The sequence below is a fragment of the Streptomyces sp. NPDC000880 genome (assembly GCF_053599675.1).
On record NZ_JBSFMS010000029.1, the window covers coordinates 1 to 19,570 of the forward strand.

Sequence of the window (19,570 nt, forward strand, 5' to 3'; positions counted from 1 at the left end):
TGACCGGCGAGTCCGCGTGGTTCGCGCTGCTGGGGCGGGCGGCGGAGTTCGAACTGCCGCATGCGGCGCCGCTGCCGGATCTGATCGAGTCGATCAGTCGCGGGCCTCCGCCAGCAGCTTCTGCACCCGCGACACACCCTCGACCAGGTCCTCGTCGCCCAGGGCGTACGACAGTCGCAGATAGCCCGGCGTACCGAACGCCTCGCCCGGTACGACCGCCACCTCGGCCTCGTCCAGGATCAACGCCGCCAGCTCCACCGAGGTCTGCGGGCGCGTGCCGCGGATCTCCTTGCCGAGCAGCGCCTTCACCGAGGGGTACGCGTAGAACGCGCCCTCGGGCTCCGGGCACAGCACGCCGTCGATCTCGTTGAGCATCCGCACGATTGTCTGGCGGCGGCGGTCGAAGGCGGTGCGCATCTCGGCGACCGCGTCCAGCGAACCGGAGACGGCGGCCAGCGCGGCCACCTGCGCCACGTTCGACACATTGGACGTGGCGTGCGACTGCAGGTTGGTCGCGGCCTTCACCACATCCTTCGGGCCGACGATCCACCCCACACGCCAACCGGTCATCGCATAGGTCTTGGCCACACCGTTGACCACGATGCACTTGCCGCGAAGCTCGGGCACGAGCGCCGGCAGCGAGGTGAAGGTGGCGTCGCCGTACACAAGGTGCTCGTAGATCTCATCCGTCAGGACCCACAGCCCGTGCTCGACGGCCCAGCGTCCGATCGCCTCCGCGTCGGCCCGGTTGTAGACCGCGCCGGTCGGGTTGGACGGGGAGACGAAGAGCACGACCTTCGTACGCTCCGTGCGCGCCGCCTCCAGCTGCTCCACGGAGACCCGGTAGCCGGTGGTCTCGTCGGCCACGACCTCGACCGGGACACCGCCCGCGAGGCGGATCGACTCGGGGTACGTCGTCCAGTACGGCGCCGGGACGATGACCTCGTCGCCCGGGTCGAGGATCGCCGCGAACGCCTCGTAGATCGCCTGCTTGCCGCCGTTGGTGACCAGGATCTGGGCGGCATCGACCTCGTAGCCGGAGTCGCGCAGCGTCTTCGCGGCGATGGCGGCCTTGAGTTCGGGGAGCCCGCCGGCCGGGGTGTAGCGGTGGTACTTCGGGGTGCGGCAGGCCTCGATCGCGGCCTCGACGATGTAGTCGGGCGTCGGGAAGTCCGGCTCACCCGCGCCGAAGCCGATCACCGGGCGCCCGGCGGCCTTGAGAGCCTTCGCCTTGGCGTCGACGGCGAGGGTAGCGGACTCGGAGATCGCGCCGATGCGGGCGGAGACCCGGCGCTCGGTGGGAGGGGTTGCAGCGCTCATACCGCCCATGGTCCCAGACGGCTGACGCACCCGGCACACAGGTTTCGAGTAGCGGACAGGAACCGTCCGGGAGCTATCTGTTCGACGCCGGGCCTGCAACCACGTACACTCACTCGTCGTTGGCCCCTCACCAACCACATCTGCGGATGCGGTAGGTTGGGGAAACCACAAAGGGTCGTAGCTCAATTGGTAGAGCACTGGTCTCCAAAACCAGCGGTTGGGGGTTCAAGTCCCTCCGGCCCTGCTACACACACCTTCGCCAGGATGTGTGCGCATGTATGTACGTACTTCATTGCACAGCCGTGCGGCTCAACCGGGCGCGGCACGGCCACGACCCGGAATCAGGTGAGAGATCGTGACGGACGCCGTGGGCTCCATCGACATGCCTGATGCCGATGACGAGGCGCCGGAGTCGAAGAAGAAGACTCGTAAGGGCGGCAAGCGCGGAAAGAAGGGCCCTCTGGGCCGTCTCGCGCTCTTCTACCGCCAGATCATCGCCGAGCTGCGCAAGGTCGTCTGGCCGACTCGCAGTCAGCTGACGACTTACACGACAGTGGTGATTGTCTTCGTAGTCGTCATGATTGGTCTTGTGACCGTGATTGACTATGGGTTCCAGGAAGCCGTCAAGTACGTCTTCGGATGATCCCGCGGAGGGCGTCGGCAGCGGCGCCCCTTTCGCATGTTCCACCCCATCTGTATCCAGGAAGAAGCAGCCACCGTGTCTGACCCGAACCTGAACGACGCCGTCGAGCCCGTGGAGGGCGAAGAGGCTGCGGCGACGGCCGAGGCGGCCGAGGCTGCGCCGGACACGGTCGACGAAGACGCGCTCGACGACGACGCGCTCGACATCATCGAAGGGGCCGACGAGGTCGACCTCGCCGAGGCCGCCGACGCCGCCGTGGGCGAGCCGGCCGAGGAGGCCGCCATCCACATCGAGGACGAGGCCACCGCCCTCGCCGAGGTGGAAGAGGACGAGACCGCCGCGGCCGACGTCGACGAAGTCGAAGAGGCTGCCGACGCCGAGCCGGCCGAGCCCGAGGCCCCGGCCGACCCGATCGCGGCCCTCCGCGAGGAGCTGCGCGGCCTGCCCGGCGAGTGGTACGTCATCCACACGTACGCCGGATACGAGAAGCGCGTGAAGGCCAACCTTGAGCAGCGCGCCGTCTCGCTGAACGTCGAGGACTTCATCTACCAGGCCGAAGTGCCCGAGGAAGAGATCGTCCAGATCAAGAACGGCGAGCGCAAGAACGTCCGCCAGAACAAGCTTCCCGGGTACGTCCTGGTCCGTATGGACCTGACGAACGAGTCCTGGGGCGTCGTCCGCAACACCCCTGGCGTCACCGGCTTCGTGGGCAACGCCTACGACCCGTACCCGCTGACCCTGGACGAGATCGTCAAGATGCTCGCCCCCGAGGCCGAGGAGAAGGCCGCGCGCGAGGCCGCCGAGGCCGAGGGTAAGCCGGCTCCGTCGCGCAAGGTCGAGGTCCAGGTGCTGGACTTCGAGGTCGGCGACTCGGTCACCGTCACCGACGGCCCGTTCGCGACACTGCAGGCGACGATCAACGAGATCAACGCCGACTCGAAGAAGGTCAAGGGCCTCGTCGAGATCTTCGGCCGCGAGACCCCGGTCGAGCTGAGCTTCGACCAGATCCAGAAGAACTGAAGCCTTCTGGAACATACGCCTCCGACCAGGTCAGACCGGCTCTCTCGGCCGCTCTGACCTGCTCGGTTTTTGGCCGCGCAGCTATACCCGTTATCGTTGTGCGGTATGCCTCCATCCGGATGACCGGCTGGAGTGCTGAAAACTCTCACTAGGACCCGGAGAGAGCAATGCCTCCCAAGAAGAAGAAGGTCACGGGGCTTATCAAGCTCCAGATCCAGGCCGGCGCGGCCAACCCGGCTCCGCCGGTCGGCCCCGCGCTCGGTCAGCACGGCGTCAACATCATGGAGTTCTGCAAGGCCTACAACGCCGCGACCGAGTCGCAGCGTGGCATGGTCGTGCCGGTGGAGATCACGGTCTACGAGGACCGTTCCTTCACCTTCGTCACCAAGACTCCGCCGGCCGCCAAGCTGATCCTCAAGGCCGCGGGTGTGGACAAGGGCTCCGGCGAGCCGCACAAGACCAAGGTTGCCAAGCTCACCGGCGCCCAGGTCCGCGAGATCGCCACGGTCAAGATGCCCGACCTGAACGCCAACGACCTGGACGCCGCGTCGAAGATCATCGCCGGCACCGCCCGTTCGATGGGCATCACGGTCGAGGGCTGATCAGTCCCCGCGAGACCTCAGTGGTAGGACCAAGCGCTGGTCCGCACCACGACTCCATACCTGAAACCACACAGGAGCAGAAGTGAAGCGCAGCAAGACTCTCCGCGCTGCGGACGCCAAGATCGACCGGGAGCGCAACTACGCCCCGCTCGAGGCCGTCCGTCTCGCCAAGGACACCACCGCCACCAAGTTCGACGGCACCGTCGAGGTCGCCATGCGTCTGGGTGTTGACCCGCGCAAGGCCGACCAGATGGTCCGTGGCACCGTGAACCTTCCGCACGGCACCGGTAAGACCGCCCGGGTCCTGGTCTTCGCGACCGGTGACCGTGCCGAGGCCGCGCGTGCCGCGGGCGCCGACATCGTCGGCGCCGACGAGCTCATCGACGAGGTTGCGAAGGGCCGTCTGGACTTCGACGCCGTTGTCGCCACCCCGGACCTCATGGGCAAGGTCGGCCGCCTCGGCCGCGTGCTCGGTCCGCGTGGTCTGATGCCGAACCCGAAGACCGGCACCGTCACCCCCGATGTCACCAAGGCTGTGAACGACATCAAGGGCGGCAAGATCGAGTTCCGCGTCGACAAGCACTCGAACCTGCACTTCATCATCGGCAAGGTCTCCTTCGACGAGACGAAGCTGGTCGAGAACTACGCCGCGGCGCTGGAGGAGATCCTCCGTCTGAAGCCGTCCGCCGCGAAGGGCCGCTACATCAAGAAGGCGACCCTGACGACGACGATGGGCCCCGGCATCCCGCTGGACGCCAACCGCACCCGCAACCTCCTCGTCGAGGAGGACCCGGCCGCCGCCTGAATCTGACGGCAGCCGCGGGTCTCGCGTGCTGAGCCGGCCCCCGCACCTCTTCGGAGATGCGGGGGCCGGTTTTCGTTGTCCCTGTGTCGTAGGCGTGCGTTACGGTTCGAGCGTTCGCAACACAACAAGGGGTGGGGAATGACCATGTCCGCATGGACGCGCGCCGGCGTCTCGGTGACGGCTGTGGCCGTCATAGCAGGCTGTCAGGGTGGCACCGCGGAGAAGAAGGCTGCCGGGACGGCCAGGGAGACCGGGACGCAGTCCCGCGCGGCGGTGACCCAGGTCCTCACGGCGGCGTACAAGAAGACCTCGGCCGCGAAGTCGGCGAAGGTCCGTATGACGATGGCGATGCCGGCCGCCATGGACGGCGGCACCATGGAGATGTCCGGAGTCATGGGGTGGGACCCCACGGTGATGGACATGACCATGAAGGGTTCCATGTTCAAGGCTGACCCGGACGCCCCGGAGCAGATCCGCATGGTGTGGCTGAACAACGCCATGTACATGGACATGGGTGCCAAGGCCGCCGAAAACATGGACGGCAAGCGCTGGATGAAGCTCGACCTGGGGGCCGCCGCCGAGGCGTCGGGGGACAAGGCGCTGCAGAAGCAGATGACCGGCAGCCTGGAGAGCATGAACCAGGACCCGGCCCAGCAACTCGCGCTGCTGCTCGAGTCGCCGAACCTCAAGCACATCGGCGCGGAGAAGATCGACGGGGTCGAGGCCCAGCACTACAAGGGCACGCTGACGCTCGACGAGATGGTGGCGTCGAACAAATCGCTCAAGACGCTCAGCGAGAAGGAGCGGGGGGGCCTCCTCGCCAATATGAAGAAGTCCGGCATCAAGGGGTACGACACCGAGGTCTGGGTCAACCAGGACAACTATCCGGTGAAGATGGACATCGGCATGGACAGCCCCGAGGGCAAGGTGAAGATCGTCGCCAACTACTCGGACTACGGCGCCAAGGCCACCGTGCAGGCGCCGCCGGCCGGGGACACCTTCGACCTCATGGAGATGATGATGAAGCTCGGCGAGGGCATGGAGTCCGCGGGACAGAGCTGACGCCGCCCGATTTGCCTGACCGGGACCCGCTCCCGTACTCTTCCCCAGAAGCCAAAGACCGCTGGTCGTTGCCGTGCTCTCGCAAGAGGGTGCGGTGGCCGAAGGATCCGCTAGCTGCGGACGTCCTGCGCAGGTGACTGTGGATAGTTCCCGGATTCGTTCCGGTCGAGCTACGCCCCGTGCGCCTGCGCCGGGGCGTTTCGTTTTGTTCAGCCCCTTCTGAGCGGTCCTCATCACCCGGAAGGAGGCCGACGCTCTATGGCAAGGCCCGACAAGGCTGCCGCGGTAGCCGAGCTCGCGGACCAGTTCCGCAGCTCGAACGCCGCCGTGCTGACCGAGTACCGGGGTCTCACCGTGGCTCAGCTCAAGGAGCTGCGCCGTTCGCTCGGTGAGAACGCCCAGTACGCCGTGGTGAAGAACACGCTGACCAAGATTGCGGCCAACGAGGCCGGGATCAACGCGCTCGACGACCTGTTCGCGGGTCCGACGGCGGTTGCCTTCGTCACCGGTGACCCGGTGGAGTCGGCGAAGGGTCTTCGTGACTTCGCCAAGGACAACCCCAACCTCATCATCAAGGGCGGTGTCCTTGATGGTAAGGCGCTCACCGCTGATGAGATCAAGAAGCTTGCGGACCTCGAGTCCCGCGAGGTTCTGCTCGCCAAGCTGGCGGGCGCCATGAAGGGCAAGCAGTCCCAGGCTGCCGCGCTCTTCCAGGCGCTTCCCTCGAAGTTCGTCCGCACCGCGGAGGCGCTTCGTGCCAAGAAGGCCGAGCAGGGCGGTGCCGAGTAATTCGGCTCGCGCATTGACCGTCGCCGCGTAGTGCGGCCGGTCGCAGCGGGCCGTTGTACGCCCGCCGACACAGACAACCGGCACCAGCCGAATTAGTGGAAGGACCGCCATCATGGCGAAGCTCAGCCAGGACGACCTGCTTGCGCAGTTCGAGGAGATGACCCTCATCGAGCTCTCCGAGTTCGTGAAGGCCTTCGAGGAGAAGTTCGACGTCACCGCCGCGGCCCCCGTTGCCGCTGCAGCCCCCGGCGCCCCCGGTGCCCCGGCCGAGGCCGAGGCCGAGCAGGACGAGTTCGACGTCATCCTCACCGGCGCCGGCGACAAGAAGATCCAGGTCATCAAGGTCGTGCGCGAGCTGACCTCCCTGGGTCTGAAGGAGGCCAAGGACCTCGTCGACGGCGCTCCGAAGCCGGTCCTCGAGAAGGTCGCCAAGGAGGCCGCTGAGAAGGCCGCCGAGTCCCTCAAGGGCGCCGGCGCGTCCGTCGAGGTCAAGTGACTTTCTGAGTCTCTGACTCGTGGTTCCGCAAGGGACCGCTGAAGGCACAGCAGAAGGGCGATCACCCATACGGGTGGTCGCCCTTCGGCGTTGCCGTGGCGGCTGCCTTGCTCTTCCGCCCGCGGCGAGTATCGTGATCTTCGTCGTACGCCTCGCTGTGTCCCAGCAGCCCCGTTTGGCTGGGGGGCCTTGACGAACCGCACGTAGCGCGCAATTCTCAGGACGCGTCGTCACAACGATCCGGATCCGAGGCATGGATCGACGACCGAACGGGCAGTATCGATGTGCGCCACACGGCGCGAGGGTGTCGCGGAGTTGAGAACAACGAGGGTCTCGAAAACCCGCACTGGACATCAGTGTGCCAAATGGCTACACTGACCCTTTGCGCTGCCTGTTAGCTGCCCCCTGCCCGTCACCAGGGGCATCCCCGCGTATGAGCACCGTAGATTGAATCATCCCTGACCTGGGATTTCTATCTCCGTGCCCAACATGGGACCGGTACGCGCGTAGTGAGTCCGAGCCCTCGGAAGGACCCCCTCTTGGCCGCCTCGCGCAACGCCTCGACCGCGAATACGAACAACGGCGCCAGCACCGCACCGCTGCGCATCTCCTTTGCAAAGATCAAGGAGCCCCTCGAGGTTCCGAACCTCCTCGCGCTGCAGACTGAGAGCTTTGACTGGCTGCTCGGCAATGCCGCCTGGAAGGCTCGTGTCGAGGCGGCTCTGGACAGCGGACAGGACGTCCCCACCAAGTCCGGCCTGGAGGAGATCTTCGAGGAGATCTCACCGATCGAGGACTTCTCCGGGTCGATGTCGCTGACCTTCCGCGACCACCGCTTCGAGCCTCCGAAGAACTCCATCGACGAGTGCAAGGAGCGCGACTTCACGTACGCTGCCCCGCTCTTCGTCACTGCCGAGTTCACCAACAACGAGACCGGCGAGATCAAGTCCCAGACGGTCTTCATGGGCGACTTCCCGCTCATGACCAACAAGGGCACCTTCGTCATCAACGGCACCGAGCGTGTCGTGGTGTCGCAGCTGGTCCGCTCGCCGGGTGTCTACTTCGACTCCTCCATCGACAAGACGTCCGACAAGGACATCTTCACGGCCAAGATCATCCCGTCCCGGGGTGCCTGGCTCGAGATGGAGATCGACAAGCGCGACATGGTCGGTGTCCGCATCGACCGCAAGCGCAAGCAGTCCGTCACCGTCCTGCTCAAGGCTCTCGGCTGGACCACCGAGCAGATCCTCGAGGAGTTCGGCGAGTACGAGTCGATGCGCGCCACCCTGGAGAAGGACCACACCCAGGGCCAGGACGACGCACTGCTCGACATCTACCGCAAGCTGCGCCCGGGCGAGCCCCCGACACGCGAGGCTGCTCAGACGCTGCTCGAGAACCTCTACTTCAACCCCAAGCGCTACGACCTCGCCAAGGTCGGCCGCTACAAGGTGAACAAGAAGCTCGGCGCCGACGAGCCGCTGGACGCCGGCGTGCTCACCACCGACGACGTCATCGCGACCATCAAGTACCTGGTCAAGCTGCACGCCGGTGAGACCGAGACGGTCGGCGAGAGCGGCACCCAGATCGTCGTCGAGACCGACGACATCGACCACTTCGGCAACCGTCGTCTGCGTAACGTCGGCGAGCTCATCCAGAACCAGGTCCGCACGGGTCTGGCTCGTATGGAGCGCGTCGTGCGTGAGCGCATGACGACCCAGGACGTCGAGGCGATCACGCCGCAGACCCTGATCAACATCCGGCCGGTCGTCGCCTCCATCAAGGAGTTCTTCGGCACCAGCCAGCTGTCGCAGTTCATGGACCAGAACAACCCGCTGTCGGGTCTCACCCACAAGCGCCGTCTGTCGGCTCTTGGCCCGGGTGGTCTCTCCCGTGAGCGGGCCGGCTTCGAGGTCCGTGACGTTCACCCGTCCCACTACGGCCGCATGTGCCCGATCGAGACCCCTGAAGGCCCGAACATCGGCCTGATCGGCTCGCTCGCCTCGTACGGCCGGGTCAACGCGTTCGGCTTCGTCGAGACGCCGTACCGCAAGGTCCTCGACGACCAGGTGACCGACGAGGTCGACTACCTGACCGCCGACGAGGAGGACCGGTTCGTCATCGCGCAGGCGAACGCCGCGCTCACCGAGGACATGCGGTTCGCCGAGAACCGCGTGCTGGTTCGCCGCCGTGGCGGCGAGGTCGACTACGTGCCCGGCACGGACGTCGACTACATGGACGTCTCGCCGCGCCAGATGGTGTCGGTCGCGACCGCCATGATCCCGTTCCTCGAGCACGACGACGCCAACCGTGCCCTGATGGGCGCGAACATGATGCGCCAGGCCGTTCCGCTGATCACGGCCGAGGCGCCGCTGGTCGGCACCGGCATGGAGTACCGCTGCGCGGTCGACGCCGGTGACGTCATCAAGGCGGAGAAGGAGGGTGTTGTCCAGGAGGTCTCCGCGGACTACATCACCGTCGCCAACGACGACGGCACGTACACCACGTACCGCATCGCCAAGTTCTCCCGGTCGAACCAGGGCACCTCGGTCAACCAGAAGGTTGTCGTGGACGAGGGCGCCCGGGTCGTCGAGGGCCAGGTCCTCGCCGACGGTCCGGCCACCGAGCAGGGCGAGATGGCGCTCGGCAAGAACCTGCTGGTCGCGTTCATGCCATGGGAGGGTCACAACTACGAGGACGCGATCATCCTGTCGCAGCGCCTCGTGCAGGACGACGTCCTCTCCTCGATCCACATCGAGGAGCACGAGGTCGACGCCCGTGACACCAAGCTCGGCCCCGAGGAGATCACCCGGGACATCCCGAACGTCTCCGAGGAGGTCCTCGCGGACCTCGACGAGCGCGGCATCATCCGCATCGGCGCCGAGGTCGTCGCCGGTGACATCCTGGTCGGCAAGGTCACGCCCAAGGGTGAGACCGAGCTGACCCCGGAGGAGCGGCTGCTCCGCGCGATCTTCGGTGAGAAGGCGCGTGAGGTCCGTGACACCTCGCTGAAGGTGCCGCACGGCGAGACCGGCAAGGTCATCGGCGTACGCGTCTTCGACCGCGAAGAGGGCGACGAGCTGCCGCCGGGCGTGAACCAGCTGGTTCGCGTGTACGTCGCGCAGAAGCGCAAGATCACTGATGGTGACAAGCTCGCCGGCCGTCACGGCAACAAGGGCGTCATCTCGAAGATCCTGCCGATCGAGGACATGCCGTTCCTGGAGGACGGCACCCCGGTCGACATCATCCTCAACCCGCTGGGTGTCCCGTCCCGAATGAACCCGGGTCAGGTCCTCGAGATCCACCTCGGCTGGCTCGCCAGCCAGGGCTGGAAGGTCGAGGGCAGCGAGGAGTGGATGGAGCGGCTGAAGACCATCGGCGCGGACGAGGTCCAGCCCGGTACGAATGTCGCCACCCCGGTCTTCGACGGTGCCCGCGAGGACGAGATCGCCGGTCTCTTCGAGTCCACGATCCCGAACCGCGACGGCAACCGGATGGTGCAGCCGTCCGGCAAGGCCAACATGTTCGACGGCCGCTCCGGTGAGCCGTTCCCGGACCCGATCTCGGTCGGGTACATGTACATCCTCAAGCTCCACCACCTGGTCGACGACAAGCTCCACGCCCGTTCGACCGGTCCGTACTCGATGATCACCCAGCAGCCGCTGGGTGGTAAGGCCCAGTTCGGTGGCCAGCGATTCGGCGAGATGGAGGTGTGGGCGCTGGAGGCTTACGGCGCCGCGTACGCCCTCCAGGAGCTGCTGACCATCAAGTCCGACGACGTCACCGGCCGCGTGAAGGTCTACGAGGCCATCGTCAAGGGCGAGAACATCCCGGAGCCCGGCATTCCGGAGTCCTTCAAGGTGCTCATCAAGGAAATGCAGTCGCTCTGTCTCAACGTGGAGGTGCTGTCCTCGGACGGCATGTCCATCGAGATGCGCGACACGGACGAGGACGTCTTCCGCGCTGCGGAGGAGCTCGGTATCGACCTGTCCCGGCGCGAGCCGAGCAGCGTCGAAGAGGTCTGACGGGTCTGGCCGGGACCTCCTTGTGAGGTCCCGGCCCTGCCCCGGACCCGTACAGACCATGATTGAGACACGACCCCGAAAGAGGGATTGACGACAAGTGCTCGACGTCAACTTCTTCGACGAGCTGCGGATCGGCCTGGCCACCGCGGACGACATCCGACAGTGGTCGCACGGCGAGGTCAAGAAGCCGGAGACCATCAACTACCGCACGCTCAAGCCCGAAAAGGACGGACTCTTCTGCGAGAAGATCTTCGGTCCGACCCGGGACTGGGAGTGCTACTGCGGTAAGTACAAGCGTGTCCGCTTCAAGGGCATCATCTGTGAGCGCTGTGGCGTCGAAGTCACCCGCGCCAAGGTGCGCCGTGAGCGGATGGGCCACATTGAGCTGGCCGCGCCTGTCACGCACATCTGGTACTTCAAGGGCGTCCCTTCGCGCCTTGGGTACCTGCTCGACCTCGCGCCGAAGGACCTCGAGAAGGTCATCTACTTCGCCGCGTACATGATCACGTTCGTGGACGAGGAGCGCCGTACGCGCGACCTGCCCTCGCTGGAGGCGCATGTCTCCGTCGAGCGCCAGCAGGTCGAGAACCGCCGCGACGCCGACCTCGAGGCCCGCGCCAAGAAGCTCGAGACCGACCTGGCCGAGCTCGAGGCCGAGGGCGCCAAGGCCGACGTGCGCCGCAAGGTGCGCGAAGGCGCCGAGCGTGAGATGAAGCAGCTGCGCGACCGTGCACAGCGCGAGATCGACCGTCTCGACGAGGTGTGGAACCGCTTCAAGAACCTCAAGGTCCAGGACCTGGAGGGCGACGAGCTGCTCTACCGCGAGCTGCGTGACCGCTTCGGCACGTACTTCGACGGCTCGATGGGTGCCGCGGCGCTGCAGAAGCGCCTGGAGTCCTTCGACCTCGAGGAGGAGGCCGAGCGCCTTCGCGAGATCATCCGTACCGGCAAGGGCCAGAAGAAGACCCGTGCGCTCAAGCGCCTCAAGGTCGTCTCCGCGTTCCTGCAGACCAGCAACAGCCCCAAGGGCATGGTGCTCGACTGCGTGCCGGTCATCCCGCCGGACCTGCGTCCGATGGTGCAGCTGGACGGTGGCCGCTTCGCGACCTCCGACCTGAACGACCTGTACCGCCGTGTGATCAACCGCAACAACCGCCTCAAGCGTCTCCTTGACCTCGGTGCTCCCGAGATCATCGTGAACAACGAGAAGCGGATGCTGCAGGAGGCCGTCGACGCGCTGTTCGACAACGGCCGCCGTGGTCGCCCGGTGACCGGTCCCGGTAACCGCCCGCTGAAGTCCCTGAGCGACATGCTCAAGGGCAAGCAGGGTCGTTTCCGTCAGAACCTGCTCGGTAAGCGAGTCGACTACTCGGCCCGTTCTGTCATCGTCGTCGGCCCGCAGCTCAAGCTGCACCAGTGCGGTCTGCCGAAGGCCATGGCGCTGGAGCTCTTCAAGCCGTTCGTGATGAAGCGTCTGGTCGATCTGAACCACGCGCAGAACATCAAGTCGGCGAAGCGCATGGTCGAGCGCGGCCGCACGGTCGTGTACGACGTGCTGGAAGAGGTCATCGCCGAGCACCCGGTTCTGCTGAACCGTGCGCCGACGCTGCACCGCCTCGGCATCCAGGCCTTCGAGCCGCAGTTGGTCGAGGGCAAGGCCATCCAGATCCACCCGCTCGTCTGCACCGCGTTCAACGCGGACTTCGACGGCGACCAGATGGCCGTCCACCTGCCGCTCTCCGCGGAGGCGCAGGCCGAGGCGCGCATCCTGATGCTGTCCTCGAACAACATCCTGAAGCCGGCCGACGGCCGTCCGGTGACCATGCCGACCCAGGACATGGTGCTGGGCCTGTTCTTCCTCACGACCGATGAGGAAGAGCGCAAGGTCATCGGAGAGGGCCGGTCCTTCGGCTCCACGGCCGAGGCGATCATGGCGTTCGACGCCCGCGAGCTCTCGCTCCAGGCGAAGGTCGACATCCGCTTCCCCGTCGGCACCATTCCGCCGCGCGGCTGGGTTCCCCCCGTCGCCGAGCAGGGTGCTGCAGACATCAGCGGCTCCGCGGGGGAGTGGCAGCAGGGTGACACCTTCCGGCTGCGTACGACTCTGGGCCGCGCGCTCTTCAACGAGCTGCTGCCCGAGGACTACCCCTTCGTCGACTACACGGTGGGCAAGAAGCAGCTCTCCGAGATCGTCAACGACCTGGCCGAGCGCTACCCCAAGGTCATCGTGGCGGCGACGCTCGACAACCTGAAGGCGGCTGGCTTCTACTGGGCGACCCGTTCCGGTGTCACCGTGGCCATCTCGGACATCGTGGTCCCCGACGCCAAGAAGGCGATCGTCGCGGGCTACGAGGCGCAGGACGAGAAGGTCCAGAAGCAGTACGAGCGCGGTCTGATCACCAAGGAAGAGCGCACCCAGGAGCTCATCGCGATCTGGACCAAGGCGACCAACGAGGTTGCCGAGGCGATGAACGCGAACTTCCCGAAGACCAACCCGGTCTCCATGATGGTCAACTCGGGTGCTCGCGGAAACATGATGCAGATGCGCCAGATCGCGGGTATGCGTGGTCTGGTGTCCAACGCCAAGAACGAGACCATCCCGCGTCCGATCAAGGCGTCGTTCCGTGAGGGTCTGTCCGTGCTGGAGTACTTCATCTCCACGCACGGTGCCCGTAAGGGTCTGGCCGACACCGCCCTGCGTACCGCCGACTCGGGTTACCTGACCCGTCGTCTGGTGGACGTCTCGCAGGACGTCATCATCCGCGAAGAGGACTGCGGCACCGACCGCGGCCTCAAGCTGCGGATCGCCGAGCGCGGCGCCGACGGTGTGCTGCGCAAGGCGGAGGACGTCGAGACGTCCGTGTACGCGCGGATGCTCGCCGAGGACGTCGTCGTCGACGGCAAGGTCATCGCGCCGGCCAATGTCGACCTGGGCGATGTGCTCATCGACGCGGTCGTCGCCGCGGGCGTCGAGGAGGTCAAGACCCGTTCGGTCCTGACCTGTGAGTCCGCGGTCGGCACGTGTGCGTACTGCTACGGCCGTTCGCTCGCCACCGGCAAGCTGGTGGACATCGGTGAGGCGGTCGGCATCATCGCCGCCCAGTCCATCGGTGAGCCCGGTACCCAGCTGACGATGCGTACCTTCCACACCGGTGGTGTGGCCGGTGACGACATCACCCAGGGTCTGCCCCGTGTCGTCGAGCTCTTCGAGGCTCGTACGCCCAAGGGTGTCGCCCCGATCTCGGAGGCGGCCGGCCGCGTCCGTATCGAGGAGACCGAGAAGACCAAGAAGATCGTCGTCACCCCGGACGACGGCAGCGACGAGACGGCGTTCCCGATCTCGAAGCGTGCCCGTCTGCTGGTGAGCGAGGGCGACCACGTCGAGGTGGGCCAGAAGCTCACCGTGGGTGCCACCAACCCGCACGACGTGCTGCGGATCCTCGGTCAGCGCGCGGTCCAGGTCCACCTGGTCGGCGAGGTTCAGAAGGTCTACAACTCGCAGGGCGTGTCGATCCACGACAAGCACATCGAGATCATCATCCGGCAGATGCTGCGCCGCGTGACGATCATCGAGTCCGGCGACGCGGAGCTGCTGCCGGGCGAGCTTGTCGAGCGCTCGAAGTTCGAGACCGAGAACCGTCGTGTGGTCACCGAGGGCGGTCACCCCGCCTCCGGCCGTCCGCAGCTGATGGGTATCACCAAGGCCTCGCTCGCCACCGAGTCGTGGCTGTCGGCGGCGTCCTTCCAGGAGACGACCAGGGTTCTGACCGACGCGGCGATCAACGCCAAGTCGGACTCCCTGATCGGCCTCAAGGAGAACGTCATCATCGGTAAGCTCATCCCGGCCGGTACGGGTCTGTCCCGCTACCGCAACATCCGGGTGGAGCCCACCGAGGAGGCCAAGGCCGCGATGTACTCGGCCGTCGGCTACGACGACATCGATTACTCGCCGTTCGGCACCGGCTCCGGCCAGGCCGTTCCGCTGGAGGACTACGACTACGGTCCGTACAACCAGTAAGCGATAGCAACGACCACAGGGCGGTCATCCCTCGCGGGGTGGCCGCCCTGTGCCGTATGTTGCAGGCTGGTGTGTCCTGCGCGTGTGCATTTGTTTTGACCGGAGCCGATGCGGTAGGTACGCTCTGACCTTGTGCCTGGGGTGTGCCTGGGCTCGTGTGCGTGTCCTCAACCGCATGGCGAGTCTGAAAATCGGCCACCGTAATCTGCGCTCTCTTTGCTTTGCGGCGGGAGCCTGCAGTATTCGACACACCCGACCGCGTGGGTCGGCGACGTTCCAGGTTAGCTTCACGAACGGCACACAGAAACCGGAGAAGTAGTGCCTACGATCCAGCAGCTGGTCCGGAAGGGCCGGCAGGACAAGGTCGAGAAGAACAAGACGCCCGCACTCGAGGGTTCCCCTCAGCGTCGTGGTGTCTGCACGCGTGTGTTCACGACCACCCCGAAGAAGCCGAACTCGGCCCTGCGGAAGGTCGCGCGTGTGCGTCTGACCTCCGGCATCGAGGTCACGGCCTACATTCCGGGTGAGGGACACAACCTGCAGGAGCACTCCATCGTGCTCGTGCGTGGTGGCCGTGTGAAGGACCTGCCGGGTGTTCGCTACAAGATCATCCGCGGTTCCCTCGACACCCAGGGTGTCAAGAACCGCAAGCAGGCCCGCAGCCGCTACGGCGCCAAGAAGGAGAAGTAAGAATGCCTCGTAAGGGCCCCGCCCCGAAGCGCCCGGTCATCATCGACCCGGTCTACGGTTCTCCTCTTGTCACGTCGCTGATCAACAAGATCCTGCTCAACGGCAAGCGTTCCACTGCCGAGCGGATCGTCTACGGCGCCATGGAAGGCCTCCGCGAGAAGACCGGCGCTGACCCGGTCATCACGCTGAAGCGCGCTCTCGAGAACGTCAAGCCGTCTCTCGAGGTCAAGTCCCGCCGTGTCGGTGGCGCCACCTACCAGGTGCCGATCGAGGTCAAGCCCGGTCGCGCCTCCACCCTCGCGCTCCGCTGGGTCGTGGGTTACTCCCGCGCCCGTCGCGAGAAGACCATGACCGAGCGCCTCATGAACGAACTGCTCGACGCCTCCAACGGCCTCGGCGCTGCGGTCAAGAAGCGTGAGGACACGCACAAGATGGCCGAGTCCAACAAGGCCTTCGCGCACTACCGCTGGTAGTCGCTACCCACATCGAGACCGAGAGAAGACTGAGCCATATGGCCACCACTTCGCTTGACCTGGCCAAGGTCCGCAACATTGGGATCATGGCCCACATCGACGCGGGCAAGACGACGACCACCGAGCGCATCCTGTTTTACACCGGTGTGAGCTACAAGATCGGTGAGGTCCACGACGGCGCTGCCACGATGGACTGGATGGAGCAGGAGCAGGAGCGCGGCATCACGATTACGTCCGCCGCGACGACCTGTCACTGGCCGCTCGAGGACGTCGATCACACCATCAACATCATCGACACTCCGGGCCACGTCGACTTCACGGTCGAGGTGGAGCGTTCGCTCCGCGTGCTCGACGGTGCCGTCACGGTGTTCGACGGTGTCGCCGGCGTTGAGCCGCAGTCCGAGACCGTGTGGCGTCAGGCGGACCGCTATGGCGTTCCGCGTATCTGCTTCGTCAACAAGCTCGACCGCACCGGCGCGGAGTTCCACCGCTGCGTCGACATGATCGTGGACCGCCTTGGCGCGACCCCGATCGTGATGCAGCTGCCGATCGGTGCCGAGGCGGACTTCAAGGGCGTCGTCGACCTCGTTCGCATGAAGGCTCTTGTCTGGTCCGCCGAGGCCACCAAGGGCGAGATGTACGACGTCGTCGACATCCCGGCCACGCACACCGAGGCCGCCGAGGAGTGGCGCGGCAAGCTGGTCGAGACCGTGGCGGAGAACGACGAAGAGGTCATGGAGCTGTACCTGGAGGGCGTCGAGCCCACCGAGGAGCAGCTGTACGCCGCGATCCGTCGTATCACCATCGCGTCCGGCAAGGGCGGCGGCACCACGGTCACCCCGGTGTTCTGCGGTACCGCCTTCAAGAACAAGGGTGTTCAGCCGCTGCTCGACGCGGTCGTGCGCTACCTGCCTTCTCCCCTGGACGTCGAGGCCATCGAGGGCCACGACGTGAAGGACCCGGAGACGGTTGTCAAGCGCAAGCCGTCCGACGACGAGCCGCTGTCCGCCCTGGCCTTCAAGATCGCGAGCGACCCGCACCTGGGCAAGCTCACCTTCATCCGGGTCTACTCGGGTCGCCTGGAGTCCGGCACCGCTGTGCTGAACCCCACCAAGGGCAAGAAGGAGCGCATCGGCAAGATCTACCGTATGCACGCGAACAAGCGTGAGGAGATCGACTCGGTGGGCGCCGGCGACATCGTCGCCGTCATGGGCCTGAAGCAGACCACCACCGGTGAGACGCTGTGCGACGACAAGAACCCGGTGATCCTGGAGTCCATGGACTTCCCGGCGCCGGTCATCCAGGTCGCGATCGAGCCCAAGTCCAAGGGTGACCAGGAGAAGCTGGGTGTCGCCATCCAGCGTCTCGCGGAGGAGGACCCCTCCTTCCAGGTCCACTCTGACGAGGAGACCGGCCAGACCATCATCGGTGGTATGGGCGAGCTTCACCTCGAGGTGCTCGTCGACCGCATGCGGCGCGAGTTCCGCGTCGAGGCGAACGTCGGCAAGCCGCAGGTCGCGTACCGCGAGACGATCCGCAAGGCCGTCGAGCGTATCGACTACACGCACAAGAAGCAGACCGGTGGTACCGGTCAGTTCGCGAAGGTGCAGATCGCGCTGGAGCCCATCGAGGGCGGCGACGCGACCTACGAGTTCGTGAACAAGGTCACCGGTGGCCGCATCCCCCGTGAGTACATCCCCTCGGTGGACGCGGGCGCGCAGGAAGCCATGCAGTTCGGCATCCTGGCCGGATACGAGATGGTGGGCGTCCGCGTCACCCTTCTCGACGGTGGCTACCACGAGGTCGACTCCTCCGAACTCGCGTTCAAGATCGCCGGTTCGCAGGCGTTCAAGGAGGGTGCTCGCAAGGCGTCCCCCGTGCTTCTCGAGCCGATGATGGCCGTCGAGGTCACCACGCCCGAGGACTACATGGGCGATGTCATCGGCGACCTCAACTCCCGCCGTGGCCAGATTCAGGCCATGGAGGAGCGCAGTGGTGCCCGGGTCGTCAAGGGCCTGGTTCCGCTGTCGGAGATGTTCGGCTACGTCGGAGACCTCCGCAGCAAGACCTCGGGTCGCGCAAGCTACTCGATGCAGTTCGACTCCTACGCCGAGGTTCCGCGGAACGTCGCCGAGGAGATCATCGCGAAGGCCAAGGGCGAGTAACTCTCCCGAGTACACGCTTTAGGCTTGTCACCGGAGCCTGCTGGGGCATTCCATCCGAATCCCGGATGGAATGCCCCGGGCCCCGGCATCCCAGCAAAGATCACCTGGCGCCGATGAGTAAGGCGTACAGAACCACTCCACAGGAGGACCCCAGTGGCGAAGGCGAAGTTCGAGCGGACTAAGCCGCACGTCAACATCGGCACCATCGGTCACATCGACCACGGTAAGACGACCCTCACGGCCGCCATTACCAAGGTGCTGCATGACGCGTACCCGGACCTGAACGAGGCCTCGGCCTTCGACCAGATCGACAAGGCTCCTGAGGAGCGCCAGCGCGGTATCACCATCTCCATCGCGCACGTCGAGTACCAGACGGAGTCGCGCCACTACGCGCACGTCGACTGCCCCGGTCACGCGGACTACATCAAGAACATGATCACGGGTGCGGCGCAGATGGACGGCGCCATCCTCGTGGTCGCCGCCACCGACGGCCCGATGCCGCAGACCAAGGAGCACGTGCTCCTGGCCCGCCAGGTCGGCGTCCCGTACATCGTTGTCGCCCTGAACAAGGCCGACATGGTGGACGACGAGGAGATCATGGAGCTCGTCGAGCTCGAGGTTCGTGAGCTTCTCTCCGAGTACGAGTTCCCGGGCGACGACCTTCCGGTCGTGCGTGTCTCGGCGCTCAAGGCTCTCGAGGGCGACAAGGAATGGGGCCAGTCGGTCCTGAACCTGATGGCCGCCGTCGACGAGGCGATCCCGCAGCCCGAGCGTGACGTCGACAAGCCGTTCCTGATGCCGATCGAGGACGTCTTCACGATCACCGGTCGTGGCACCGTCGTCACCGGTCGTATCGAGCGTGGTGTCCTCAAGGTCAACGAGACCGTCGACATCGTCGGCATCAAGACCGAGAAGACCACCACCACGGTCACCGGCATCGAGATGTTCCGCAAGCTGCTCGACGAGGGCCAGGCAGGTGAGAACGTCGGTCTGCTCCTCCGTGGCATCAAGCGTGAGGACGTCGAGCGCGGCCAGGTCATCATCAAGCCCGGTTCGGTCACGCCGCACACCGAGTTCGAGGCCCAGGCCTACATCCTGTCGAAGGACGAGGGTGGTCGTCACACCCCCTTCTTCAACAACTACCGCCCGCAGTTCTACTTCCGTACCACGGACGTGACCGGCGTTGTGACCCTCCCCGAGGGCACCGAGATGGTCATGCCGGGCGACAACACCACCATGACGGTCTCGCTGATTCAGCCGGTCGCCATGGAGGAGGGCCTGAAGTTCGCCATCCGTGAGGGTGGCCGGACCGTCGGCGCCGGCCAGGTCATCAAGATCAACAAGTAATTGCTGATCTGATCTGGTTGCTCCCCGGAGCATCAGCAAGGGCCCCGCACCATCGGTGCGGGGCCCTTGTTCGCGTCTTGTTCGCGTCTCGCCGGTCTCAGTCGGCCGTTTCCTGCCT

Annotated in this window: 14 protein-coding genes, 1 tRNA gene and 1 pseudogene; 15 read left to right on the forward strand and 1 reads right to left on the reverse strand. The window is 65.7% G+C overall.

Annotated elements, in window-relative coordinates; genetic code table 11:
- Positions 1-95, forward strand: a pseudogene (locus ACWDO5_RS12585) (DsrE family protein); the annotation flags it as partial.
- Here the strand turns inward: ACWDO5_RS12585 and ACWDO5_RS12590 are convergent.
- Positions 94-1,320 carry a pyridoxal phosphate-dependent aminotransferase gene (locus tag ACWDO5_RS12590; protein ID WP_450530296.1) on the reverse strand — a complete coding sequence of 409 codons (1,227 nt, stop codon included), beginning with the start codon at positions 1,318-1,320 and terminating at the stop codon, positions 94-96. The pseudogene ACWDO5_RS12585 and the gene ACWDO5_RS12590 sit on opposite strands and share 2 nt — an antisense overlap.
- A 171-nt stretch (positions 1,321-1,491) precedes the next feature.
- On the opposite strand from ACWDO5_RS12590, the gene ACWDO5_RS12595 reads away from it, so the two are divergent.
- The 14 genes from ACWDO5_RS12595 (at position 1,492) to tuf (ending at position 19,452) form a co-directional block, all read left to right on the forward strand.
- A tRNA-Trp gene (locus ACWDO5_RS12595) sits at positions 1,492-1,564 on the forward strand.
- A 111-nt stretch (positions 1,565-1,675) separates the two neighbouring features.
- Positions 1,676-1,963 carry a preprotein translocase subunit SecE gene (gene secE / locus ACWDO5_RS12600; protein ID WP_307661695.1) on the forward strand — a complete coding sequence of 96 codons (288 nt, stop codon included), beginning with the start codon at positions 1,676-1,678 and terminating at the stop codon, positions 1,961-1,963.
- Positions 1,964-2,038: 75 nt separating this feature from the next.
- Positions 2,039-2,983 carry a transcription termination/antitermination protein NusG gene (gene nusG, locus ACWDO5_RS12605; RefSeq protein WP_450530297.1) on the forward strand — a complete coding sequence of 315 codons (945 nt, stop codon included), beginning with the start codon at positions 2,039-2,041 and terminating at the stop codon, positions 2,981-2,983.
- Positions 2,984-3,150: 167 nt separating this feature from the next.
- On the forward strand, positions 3,151-3,585 hold the full coding sequence (rplK, locus tag ACWDO5_RS12610; protein WP_450530298.1) for a 50S ribosomal protein L11: 435 nt from the start codon (positions 3,151-3,153) through the stop codon (positions 3,583-3,585).
- 82 nt (positions 3,586-3,667) lie between these two features.
- Positions 3,668-4,390 carry a 50S ribosomal protein L1 gene (gene rplA, locus ACWDO5_RS12615; RefSeq protein ID WP_450530299.1) on the forward strand — a complete coding sequence of 241 codons (723 nt, stop codon included), beginning with the start codon at positions 3,668-3,670 and terminating at the stop codon, positions 4,388-4,390.
- A gap of 138 nt (positions 4,391-4,528) precedes the next feature.
- Entirely contained in the window at positions 4,529-5,452 is a 924-nt protein-coding gene (locus tag ACWDO5_RS12620; RefSeq protein WP_450530300.1) for a hypothetical protein, read from the forward strand.
- 258 nt (positions 5,453-5,710) lie between these two features.
- Positions 5,711-6,241 (forward strand): 50S ribosomal protein L10, encoded by a 531-nt coding sequence (gene rplJ, locus ACWDO5_RS12625; protein WP_307661690.1) that lies wholly within the window; start codon positions 5,711-5,713, stop codon positions 6,239-6,241.
- 112 nt (positions 6,242-6,353) lie between these two features.
- Positions 6,354-6,737 carry a 50S ribosomal protein L7/L12 gene (rplL, locus tag ACWDO5_RS12630; protein WP_450530301.1) on the forward strand — a complete coding sequence of 128 codons (384 nt, stop codon included), beginning with the start codon at positions 6,354-6,356 and terminating at the stop codon, positions 6,735-6,737.
- A 539-nt stretch (positions 6,738-7,276) separates the two neighbouring features.
- Positions 7,277-10,759, forward strand: coding sequence for a DNA-directed RNA polymerase subunit beta (rpoB, locus tag ACWDO5_RS12635; protein ID WP_450530302.1), 3,483 nt, complete (start codon positions 7,277-7,279; stop codon positions 10,757-10,759).
- 97 nt (positions 10,760-10,856) lie between these two features.
- Complete coding sequence (locus tag ACWDO5_RS12640; protein WP_450530303.1) at positions 10,857-14,777, forward strand: DNA-directed RNA polymerase subunit beta'; 3,921 nt, start codon at positions 10,857-10,859, stop codon at positions 14,775-14,777.
- Between the two features lie 318 nt (positions 14,778-15,095).
- Positions 15,096-15,467: a 30S ribosomal protein S12 gene (gene rpsL, locus ACWDO5_RS12645; protein ID WP_003948652.1), complete on the forward strand. Its 372-nt coding sequence runs from the start codon at positions 15,096-15,098 to the stop codon at positions 15,465-15,467.
- A 2-nt stretch (positions 15,468-15,469) separates the two neighbouring features.
- Entirely contained in the window at positions 15,470-15,940 is a 471-nt protein-coding gene (gene rpsG / locus ACWDO5_RS12650) for a 30S ribosomal protein S7 (RefSeq protein WP_262006819.1), read from the forward strand.
- Between the two features lie 38 nt (positions 15,941-15,978).
- Positions 15,979-18,105: an elongation factor G gene (gene fusA / locus ACWDO5_RS12655; RefSeq protein ID WP_450530304.1), complete on the forward strand. Its 2,127-nt coding sequence runs from the start codon at positions 15,979-15,981 to the stop codon at positions 18,103-18,105.
- Positions 18,106-18,258: 153 nt separating this feature from the next.
- A complete protein-coding gene (gene tuf / locus ACWDO5_RS12660) occupies positions 18,259-19,452 on the forward strand; it encodes an elongation factor Tu (RefSeq protein ID WP_307661685.1) in 1,194 nt (397 codons plus the stop codon).
- The last annotated feature ends 118 nt before the right edge of the window (positions 19,453-19,570 follow it).

Excerpts from the sequence above, each read along its gene's own strand:
- ACWDO5_RS12590 (WP_450530296.1), bottom strand. The coding sequence starts at position 1,320 with ATGAGCGCTGCAACCCCTCCCACCGAGCGCCGGGTCTCCGCCCGCATC.
- rplK (WP_450530298.1), top strand. The coding sequence starts at position 3,151 with ATGCCTCCCAAGAAGAAGAAGGTCACGGGGCTTATCAAGCTCCAGATC.
- ACWDO5_RS12620 (WP_450530300.1), top strand. The coding sequence starts at position 4,529 with ATGACCATGTCCGCATGGACGCGCGCCGGCGTCTCGGTGACGGCTGTG.
- rplJ (WP_307661690.1), top strand. The coding sequence starts at position 5,711 with ATGGCAAGGCCCGACAAGGCTGCCGCGGTAGCCGAGCTCGCGGACCAG.
- rplL (WP_450530301.1), top strand. The coding sequence starts at position 6,354 with ATGGCGAAGCTCAGCCAGGACGACCTGCTTGCGCAGTTCGAGGAGATG.
- rpsG (WP_262006819.1), top strand. The coding sequence starts at position 15,470 with ATGCCTCGTAAGGGCCCCGCCCCGAAGCGCCCGGTCATCATCGACCCG.
- fusA (WP_450530304.1), top strand. The coding sequence starts at position 15,979 with ATGGCCACCACTTCGCTTGACCTGGCCAAGGTCCGCAACATTGGGATC.